At 27.2% G+C, this 9,697-nt stretch carries 6 protein-coding genes; 5 read left to right on the forward strand and 1 reads right to left on the reverse strand.

The features are described 5' to 3' along the window. The first annotated feature begins 47 nt into the window (after window positions 1-47). Together BM119_RS13690 and BM119_RS13695 are read left to right on the forward strand one after the other, a co-directional pair. Complete coding sequence (locus BM119_RS13690) at window positions 48-1,208, forward strand: AI-2E family transporter (protein ID WP_090042306.1); 1,161 nt, start codon at window positions 48-50, stop codon at window positions 1,206-1,208. Window positions 1,209-1,421: 213 nt separating this feature from the next. Then, window positions 1,422-2,864, forward strand: a complete 1,443-nt coding sequence (locus tag BM119_RS13695; protein ID WP_090042307.1) for a DEAD/DEAH box helicase — start codon at window positions 1,422-1,424, stop codon at window positions 2,862-2,864. Window positions 2,865-2,994: 130 nt separating this feature from the next. On the opposite strand, the gene BM119_RS13700 is transcribed toward BM119_RS13695, so the two are convergent. After that, window positions 2,995-4,923: a methyl-accepting chemotaxis protein gene (locus tag BM119_RS13700; protein ID WP_177199428.1), complete on the reverse strand. Its 1,929-nt coding sequence runs from the start codon at window positions 4,921-4,923 to the stop codon at window positions 2,995-2,997. Between the two features lie 764 nt (window positions 4,924-5,687). On the opposite strand from BM119_RS13700, the gene BM119_RS19950 reads away from it, so the two are divergent. From BM119_RS19950 to BM119_RS13710, 3 genes are all read left to right on the forward strand, one after another. Beyond that, a complete protein-coding gene (locus tag BM119_RS19950) occupies window positions 5,688-5,831 on the forward strand; it encodes a hypothetical protein (RefSeq protein ID WP_177199429.1) in 144 nt (47 codons plus the stop codon). 656 nt (window positions 5,832-6,487) lie between these two features. After that, window positions 6,488-7,192, forward strand: a complete 705-nt coding sequence (locus tag BM119_RS13705) for a response regulator transcription factor (protein WP_090042309.1) — start codon at window positions 6,488-6,490, stop codon at window positions 7,190-7,192. Next, entirely contained in the window at window positions 7,167-9,287 is a 2,121-nt protein-coding gene (locus tag BM119_RS13710; RefSeq protein ID WP_090042310.1) for a HAMP domain-containing sensor histidine kinase, read from the forward strand. Before BM119_RS13705 ends, BM119_RS13710 begins: the two co-directional genes overlap by 26 nt. Window positions 9,288-9,697 lie beyond the last annotated feature (410 nt).

Raw genomic sequence — 9,697 nt, forward strand, 5'->3', positions numbered from 1 at the left:
AAATAAAAGATAAGATGTTGCTTTAGTAGGAGAGGAATGTGTAGGATATGAAATATATGAAAAATCCAAGGTTTAAGGCAAATTTATTAATAGCTACATATGTTATAGTGTTAGCTTATGTATTTTTAAATTTAAATACCGTATTTAAGGCTTTTGGAACAATGATTAGTATAATAAAGCCATTTTTGATAGCAATAGCAATAGCTTTTGTTCTTAATATACCAATGAAATTGTTAGAAGAAAAAGTACTAAAATTCATGGATAAGAGCCAAAATAGATTTGTAAGAGGAATTAAAAGACCTATATCACTAACAATTACTCTTGTAGCAGTAATTGGATTAATAATAGGACTATTTATATTTGTTATTCCTCAACTTTCAGATAGTGTGTCAACTTTAGTAAGAAATGTACCAGAGTATGCTAAATCTCTTGAAGCCATGATGACACAGACTGTATCTAATGATATGATTAATGATTTAATAAACCAAGCACTTAACATGTGGAAAGAGGTTTTACAAGTTTTAGGACAAGTAAGCGGAGCTGTAGTTTCACAAGTTTTAGATATAACTATAGGGTTTGCATCTGGGGTTGTAAATTTCTTTATAGGATTAATACTTGCTATATATATGCTTTTAAGTAAGGAAAAACTTACATTACAAACTAAAAAAGTAATATATGCATTTATTAATAAAGGAAAGGCTGAAAAGATAATGGAAATTGCAAAAATATCTAACATTAAATTTTCTAAATTTGTTGGAGGTCAATGTCTAGAGGCAGTTATATTAGGTACATTATGTTTTATAGGAATGACTATTTTATCTATGCCATATACACTTTTAGTTAGTACAGTTGTAGGGGTTACAGCTCTTATACCTATATTTGGAGCCTTAATAGGAACAATACCAACATCCTTTATTATTCTTATGGTTGATCCAGTTAAGGCAGTTTGGTTTATAATTCTTATAATAGTTATACAGCAACTTGAGGGACATTTTATTTATCCATTAGTTGTAGGAAGTTCCATTGGATTATCAGCATTATGGGTAATGTTCTCAATGATTGTTGGGGGAAGTTTGTTTGGAGTATTAGGAATGCTTATAGGTATTCCACTGTTTGGAGTAATATACACTGTATTTGGAACAATAACTAATAAAAGGCTACAGGAAAAAAACTTATTGCAGGATAATGATACAAATGATGATATATAATATTTGTTTAGTGATAAGTTATAAGTGGCAAGTTTGAGTGAATCGGGTAGAATTTTCAAATTTCAACTTTATTAAGTGTGATAAGTGACAAATGGCAAGTTACGGGGTATAATTGAGAGTTGAGATTAAGACTCAGAAGATTCAAGGTATAAGCTTCTGAAATTGACAATTAAGAATTGACAATTGAAATATAAAAACTTAAGGAGAAATTAAATGGGTAATGATTTTAAAGATTTTAATATAAGTGAAGATATATTGAAGGCAATTAACGGGTTAGGATATAAAAACCCATCAGATGTTCAGGAAAAAGTTATTCCAGAAATTTTGAATCATAAGGATGTTATAGTTAAGTCCCAAACAGGAAGTGGAAAAACTGCAGCTTTTGCAATACCATTATGCGAGAAAATGGATTGGAATGAAAATAGTGCTCAGGCATTAATATTGACTCCTACAAGAGAATTAGCGGTTCAAATTAAAGAGGATATTGCAAATATAGGTAGATTTAAAAGAGTAAGAGCAATAGCTGTATTTGGAAAACAACCATTTTCAGAACAAACTAGAGAACTAAAGCAGAAAACTCATATGGTTGTTGGAACTCCAGGAAGAGTTTTAGACCATATTGACAGAGGTACTTTAGATTTATCAAAGGTAGAATATTTAGTTATAGATGAAGCTGATGAAATGCTTAATATGGGATTTATAAAGCAAGTGGAAGCTGTTATCAAAAAAGTTCCAAAGAAAAGGGTAACCATGCTTTTTTCTGCAACTATGCCAGAAGCAATAGAGGAACTTTGTAAGAAACATATGAACAAAGCTGTTAATATTGAGATAAAGGCTCAAAAGCTTATTACGGATAAAATAGAACATAAGTTATATAGGTTAAATGAGTCTTATAAATTAAGGGCATTAAATAATATACTGATAACAGAATGTCCAGATACTGCTGTAATATTTTGTAGGACAAAAGAAAATGTAGATATGGTTTTAGATGAATTAAAGAACAAAAATTATTCTGTAAATAAGATTCATGGTGGTATGCTTCAAAAAGAAAGGCTAGATACTATGGATAGCTTTAGAAAAGGTGATTTTAGAATATTAGTTGCAACTGATGTAGCGGCAAGAGGAATAGATATAGAAGGAATCACTCATGTTATTAATTTTGATATACCAATGGAAAAGGAATCTTATGTACATAGAATAGGAAGAACAGGTCGTGCTGGTGCAAAGGGTACAGCATTGACTTTTGTAGGAAAGTTTGAAGACAGATTTTTAGGTGAGATAGAGGAATACATAGGTTTTAAGATTGATGTATTTGATGTACCAAGTGAAGAAGAGGTGGCAAGTAAAAAATCTAAGTCAGTAGATATACTTAAAAGTAAGCCACTGGTAAAGAAAATTAAATCAAAAACTTTAAGTAAGGATATAACTAAAATTTATATCAATGGGGGAAAGAAAAAGAAAATTCGTCCAGGAGATATAGTAGGTGCTATAACTATGGTTGAGGGAATAAATGGAGATGACATAGGTATTATAGATGTTCAAGATACTGTTTCTTATGTTGATATACTAAATGGAAAAGGTAAAATGGTTATAGAAACTTTAAAGAATATGACAATAAAAGGAAAGAAATTAAAAATTGAGAGAGCTAGAAAATAGATAAGCTTCAAAAATTGAAAATTGAGGTTATAAGAACTAGCAAACTAGCTGACAATACTTTATGTAGTCAGCTAGTTTGTGTTGCTTAAACCTCACTTTTCGGTTTAAATGAATAACTTTGTTTTTAGATTTATTCTTCTATTTTGAACATATCCATTTTATTAGCCATTTCATGAGTTAAAGTTTCTAATATATCAGAAGCGGAAGATACATCTAAACTAAAGTTATTTAATTCATGAGAAGATGCAGCAATTTCTTCACAGGAAGCAGAAACTTCTTCAGATATCGCAGACAAATCATGAACTGTGTTTGAAATTACATCTTTGCCTGAACTTATTGTATTAGATGATTCTGTTATATCATCTATTTTTTTAGTAATAGTAGATATTGAGTCAGATATAACCAAGAATGATTTTATTGCTTTTTCAACAGAATGTTTTTGATCATTTAAGCTACTGCTCATTTTATCATTTTCAGACACTAAAACTTTAGCATCATTTGATATGTTTGAAACTATTTCATATATATCATTAGAGGATTTTTGGCTTTGTTCTGCTAGTTTTCGTATTTCTTCAGAAACAACAGCAAATCCTTTACCAGCCTCTCCAGCTCTTGCAGCCTCTATAGCAGCATTAAGTGCTAAAAGGTTGGTTTGTTCAGAAATATTATTTATAAGTGTTGTAATATCATTAATTGAATTTATATTTTGTTCCATAGTCTCTATTTTTTGTGTAAATTCATTAAAAACATTATAGAAGTTTGATATTGCGGTGTTTAGGTTTTCCATATCTGAATTGCTTTCAGAAGAATTATTTCGTATATCTTGAGACATTAATGATATTTCACTTAATAAATTAGTCATTGTATTTATGCTGTTTCCAAAATCTTCAACCATATGAACGATTTTTTCTAAATCTGTAGCTTGCTCAGACGTACCATTAGCAACATCAGTTATTGCAGTATATATATTTTCGGATGATGTTGTAAGCTGCTGAGATATACTAGCCAGATTAGTTGAATTTTCGTCTATAGTGTATGATGTAGTTTTTATATTTTTAAACATTTCGCTTATAGAAGCTGTTGTTTTATTTAAAGATGTGCTAATTAAGCCTATCTCATCATGTCTATCAATATATTTATTCTTCATCTTTATAGTGAAATCTCCATCTCCAAGTTTGTCCATACAGTTTTTCACAGCTATCAAAGGATCACTTATTGATCTTGAAATAATTAATATAAATATTGCTGCGATTAGCATAGAACCTAATGCTAATATTAAGGATACTGTTTTTAAAGTTGAAAGCTGAGATAAAACATCATTTTTAACTATAGCTATTCCAACGGACCATCCTGTTAAAGGAATTGGATGATATGCAAGATAGTTATCTTCACCTTGAAAATTAAATTCACCATTACCAGATTTACCGGCTATCATTTCTTTTGCAATAGTTGCCATATCATTTTGGCTAGGGTCAGTTTCTACTTCTTTTATTACATTGTAGCCTTTATCAACTAATTCTTGCACTTTATCTGCAATAGAAGTACCTTCGTTGTCAATTAAAAATGCATTACCAGTATTAGATATTTTTATTGAGTTAGTTATTTTACTAAAGTCATCTCCTGTTCTTATGGAAACAAGGACATGAGTAACTTTTCCTTCAGCATTTTTTACTGGAGTAGAGTAAGCGACGCATAAATCTCCAGTTATTTTACTTGCAAATGGCTTAGATACATAGGTTTTACCCTTCATTGCTTCAATAAAGAAATCCCTATCATTAATATCTACTTCATTTCCATCATTATAATGAATGATGCCATCATCAGCATGAGCAATACCTATTCTAACGTGATTATATAGTTCTTGATTTTGTATAAGTATTTCCTTTTGTTTTTCTAGAGGTGTATTTACATCCTTGATTTCAGGGATATTTGCTAAAGTTTGAATATTTGTAAGCTGTATTTTTAAGGTGTTTTCTATATTACTTGCAGTTTGGCTAGACACTTCATTTAACATATGTATAGCATTTTCCTCTAAAGCTTTTTTAGAGTTTATGTACAAAAATAGTGATAAGCAAGAGCAAATTATAAAAACAAGTCCTAATAGAAAGGTTAAGAGTTGATATTTAATGCTTTTAAACTTCATGGTTATTCTCCTTTTTATAGTAATATAATGTAAAAAAATTATCCTATGACTATATAAATTCTTTTAAACTTAAGATGGATATTGTATTAGCTTTATTTGATGGGCTACCACCTTGTAATATCCCCATCATCTTACAAGGCAGAAAGAGCATCACGGAATAAAGATTCGTTCTATAAGATAACTCCATAGTAAGTTAAGAAAAACTTAATATTATGAATCTATATTATTATCGAGTTATTTAAGAAGTTATTTATAGCATTTAGAATAGTAGGGTAATAATTTACATTGAAAATATTTAAATAGTAGTAATATATAGGAATGTAATATAACTTAATTAATATTTGTGTAGTTCATTAATATTTTGTAGATGTTATAAGTCATAAAGAAAAATTAATTATGTTATCTTTAGCGGCCTATAGTGTAACTGTTAGTTATATATAAATTCATGTAAGAAGTAAATAATTACTTATATATTTTCAGCACTTAGATGTATATAAGAGTGGTAAATATATTATGACAAGAAAAATTTTTATAAAAATTATAAGATAAAGTATGTGAAATAAAAGTTAATTCTATAGTTTATACGGAAAAATTTTGTAATCATAAATTTATAGAATTTAAATATCATATAGTGCAGAAGATAAGAGTGTTATAAAATATTAGAAAGGAAGTGTACCTTTATGGATAAAAAAGAAAAGAAGATCGATGATAACCAGTGGGTGTCAACACCAGTTGAATCAAAAATAGTAACAAGTTCTTGTAAAAAAGATAAGACAGCAACAGACAATCAATGGACATCAACCTCAAAAAATCCTATAAAATAATGTAAACACAAAAAACTCTCATTTAATAATGGGAGTTTTCTTTAAGGTTAAGAGATATTTAACCTTAATCTAATGAAATTATAATTATTAACTTATTAAAATTTAATTTAAGTTGAATATAATTATTTTTAAATAAAGATGATATCTTATTTGATGAGTTTTTAAAACCAAATCATAGACATGATCATGCATTTAGATAAGTATTTGGGAGCATTAATAAGAAATAAAGTTTAAAATAATAAAGTTAAAAGGGTTGGGGTCTTGTCGATATAAGATTCTAACTTTTTTATGTATAATTAGTAAAAATTAATACTAATTATACTTTAAATTTAATAAAATTCTTTAGAAACTCTTTAGATTTCTTTGAAGGTTATCTTTAAAAATAGAAAGTATCATAAAGTTATAAAAGAATTATAGAACAAATCTTACTTTAGATGGTGTTATTTCTATAATGTGAAGTTTGGATGAGTTAATCTAGGGGCGTAGCAACTGTTACTTTCCACCTTGTAAGAGGATGGAGGTGTTACAGTTGGGAGACATCAGATAAAAAAGAAAGGGGATACATTATTTGTATAAAAAAGAAGGTTTTACTGTGATATTATATAAATATGACGTTTATAAACTTTAAAAATATAGTATGGCAGAGGGGTAAAAAAATGAATTTATATAGTATTTTAATTGTAGAAGATGAAAAGGATATAGCAGTTGCAATAGAAGCATACTTAACTAATCAAGGGTATAAGGTGTTTATTGCAGGAGATGGTATAGAAGGGTTGGATGTATTACAAAAAGAGGAAATACATTTAGCAATTGTAGATGTAATGATGCCTAGAATGGATGGAATAGCTTTTACAATGAAACTTAGAGAAAAATATGATTTTCCAGTAATAATATTATCTGCAAAATCAGAAGAAGTTGATAAAATAATGGGATTAAATATAGGTGCTGACGATTATGTTTCAAAACCATTTAGACCATTAGAACTTTTGGCAAGAGTAAACTCTCAGTTAAGAAGATATTCAAGATATTTAAGCTTAGTAGAAAAAAATGTAGATGAAGATAATGTGTTTTGTATAGGGGGATTAGAACTTAACGAAAATACTAAAGAAGTTACAGTAGATGGAACATTTATTAGAACTACTCCTATAGAATTTAAAATTCTTAATTTATTAATAAGGAATCCAGGAAGAGTTTTTTCAGCAGACGAAATATATGAGAAGGTTTGGAATGAAAGAGCTGTTAATACAGATACAATAATGGTACATGTAAGAAACATAAGAGAAAAAATAGAGATTGATTCTAAAAATCCAAAATATTTAAAGGTGGTGTGGGGCGTTGGCTACAAAATTGATAAGCAATAAAAAGAAATATATAATAAGTTTTATTGTTTTAATAATATTATTAATTGCTTCAATAGGCATGGTTTTTAGTTATTCCCATATAGAAAATAATGTTGAAACGTATAAAAAAAATGAGGCAGCAATTAATTACGCATATATGGATATAAAAGATACAAACTATCTTTTATATTATAAGATTTTACAAAGTAAAGAAAATAAAAAAGTAAATCCATCAGATATGATTTTAAATATAAATGAAGATAATAATAATTATACTTATAAATTTGATTTTGATGAAGAAGTTTATAAATTTCAAGATGTATTAAATAAGTGTTATGGAAATTTAGAATACTATTGCATAGATAAAGAATCTAATACAGTTGAATCAAATATAAAAGATACTCAAGTAGTAAAGGTGTTATCTGATGATACTATTATAAATGATAAATTTACAAACACAACAACAGAAAGATTAAGAGAAAGATATAAATTTTATGTAGTTATGGATTTTGATGAAAATGGACATATGGACGTAAGAAAACAGTATGGAATTAATATGGATTTACCATACAAAGGTAAATACTCGGATGATTTCAAACCTATAAAAAATGCTACATTCATATATGCTTATTCTAATAAACTTTCAGAAGATAAGAATGTTGAATATACATTAAATAGCAGATATGCATGGATGTATCAGGAATATTCAAATAAACTTATAAATATAGGGTTAGCTTTTGGATTAATTTTAGGGCTTATAATACCATATAGTAAATCAAAACAAATATTAGGAATGAGTAAGATATTTAAAATTCCGTTTGAGATACTTGTAGCGATTCCAATACTGATAGGGTATTTTGTATATAATACTTCAACATCAGTAATAATGGGAATTATTCAAAGAGCCTTTATAAGTTTTTTAAGACCAGCTTTTGATAATAGAGTTTTTGATAATATTGTTGATATAGTTAATATTGGTTATTGGTTTGTATATATTTTTGTAGCATTTTCTGTAATTGTAGTATTAAAACATATATGGGACTTTGGAATTGTAAATTACTTTAAAGAAAATTTATTGATATATAAAATAGAAAAGATAATAAGTGAAAAATTTGAACAGGTAGATTTAAGAGACAAAAGCCTTGTAAAAATAATAATTATTGTGACAATAAACTTTTTAATAATGATTTTAATATGTCGTCTATTTATAATTGGAAAATTAATAGCATTTATTTATACTATATGTTTGTTTAAACTTATAACAAATAAGTTAAATAAAGTAAGATATAATTATACTAAACTTTTTTCAGCAACACATAAAATTGCAAATGGTGAATTAGATGTTGATATTGATGAAGATTTAGGTGTATTTAATCCATTAAAACTAGAATTACAAAATATACAAAATGGCTTTAAAAATGCTGTTGATGAAGAAGTAAAAAGTGAAAAGATGAAAACACAACTTATATCAAATGTATCACATGATTTAAAAACTCCATTGACATCTATAATAACTTATGTAGATTTATTAAAAGATGGAAGTCTTACTGAAGATAAACGTAAGGCATATTTAGATACTTTGGATAAAAAATCTCAAAGGTTAAAAGAATTAATTGAAGATTTATTTGAGGTAAGTAAAGCAACTAGTGGAAATATATCTTTAAATATAAATGATGTTGATGTGATTTCTTTGATGAAACAAACATTATTAGAATTGGATGATAAAATAAAAAAATCAAATTTAATAGTTAAAACTCATTTTAATAGTTCTAAAGTTATATTACCGCTAGATGGACAATGTATGTTTAGAGTGTTTGAAAATCTTATATTGAATATTACAAAGTATGCAATGATAGGATCTAGAGTTTATATTAATATATTTAATAGAGATGATAAAGTTGAGATAATATTTAAAAACATGTCTCAATCAGAAATAGATTTTAATGTTGATGATATAGTAGAAAGATTTGTAAGAGGCGATAAGGCGCGTAACACAGAAGGGTCAGGATTAGGACTTGCTATAGCTAAAAGTTTTGTAGAGGTTCAAGGCGGTAAGTTTTTAATTAATGTTGATGGGGACTTGTTTAAAGTAACAATTATATTTAATAAGAAATAAGTAATGTAATAAGAGAATGTAAGTAGGTTTTTATACAAACCTACTTACATTCTCTATATTTTTTAAATTTATAATATATTATTGACTAAAAATAAGGTATAATTTAAAATCGGTTGTAACTTGTAACTTGTAACTTGTAACTTGTAACTTGTAACTTGTAACTTGTAACTTGTAACTTGTAACTTGTAACTTGTAACTAATCATTTGTGTTTTTTTTGAAAGTACAGTCTAAACGCTGTTAAAATTGAACCCACAAAACATAAAATACTTATTATAATGTAAACATACTTCATTCCATAGATAAAAATATCATCTCTATCATTAATGTAAGTTGTTATACGATATCCTATTTTATAACTCATTTTATTATATAAAAGAGTTGTAGATAAACACACTCCTAAAACTAAACC

The organism is Clostridium frigidicarnis, from assembly GCF_900111985.1.
GTDB classification, from domain to species: Bacteria; Bacillota; Clostridia; order Clostridiales; family Clostridiaceae; genus Clostridium_Z; species Clostridium_Z frigidicarnis.

Bases quoted from the DNA above. Each gene is read 5' to 3' on its own strand.
- BM119_RS19950 (WP_177199429.1), top strand. From the start codon at position 5,688: ATGGATAAAAAAGAAAAGAAGATCGATGATAACCAGTGGGTGTCAACA.
- BM119_RS13705 (WP_090042309.1), top strand. From the start codon at position 6,488: ATGAATTTATATAGTATTTTAATTGTAGAAGATGAAAAGGATATAGCA.
- BM119_RS13695 (WP_090042307.1), top strand. From the start codon at position 1,422: ATGGGTAATGATTTTAAAGATTTTAATATAAGTGAAGATATATTGAAG.
- BM119_RS13690 (WP_090042306.1), top strand. From the start codon at position 48: ATGAAATATATGAAAAATCCAAGGTTTAAGGCAAATTTATTAATAGCT.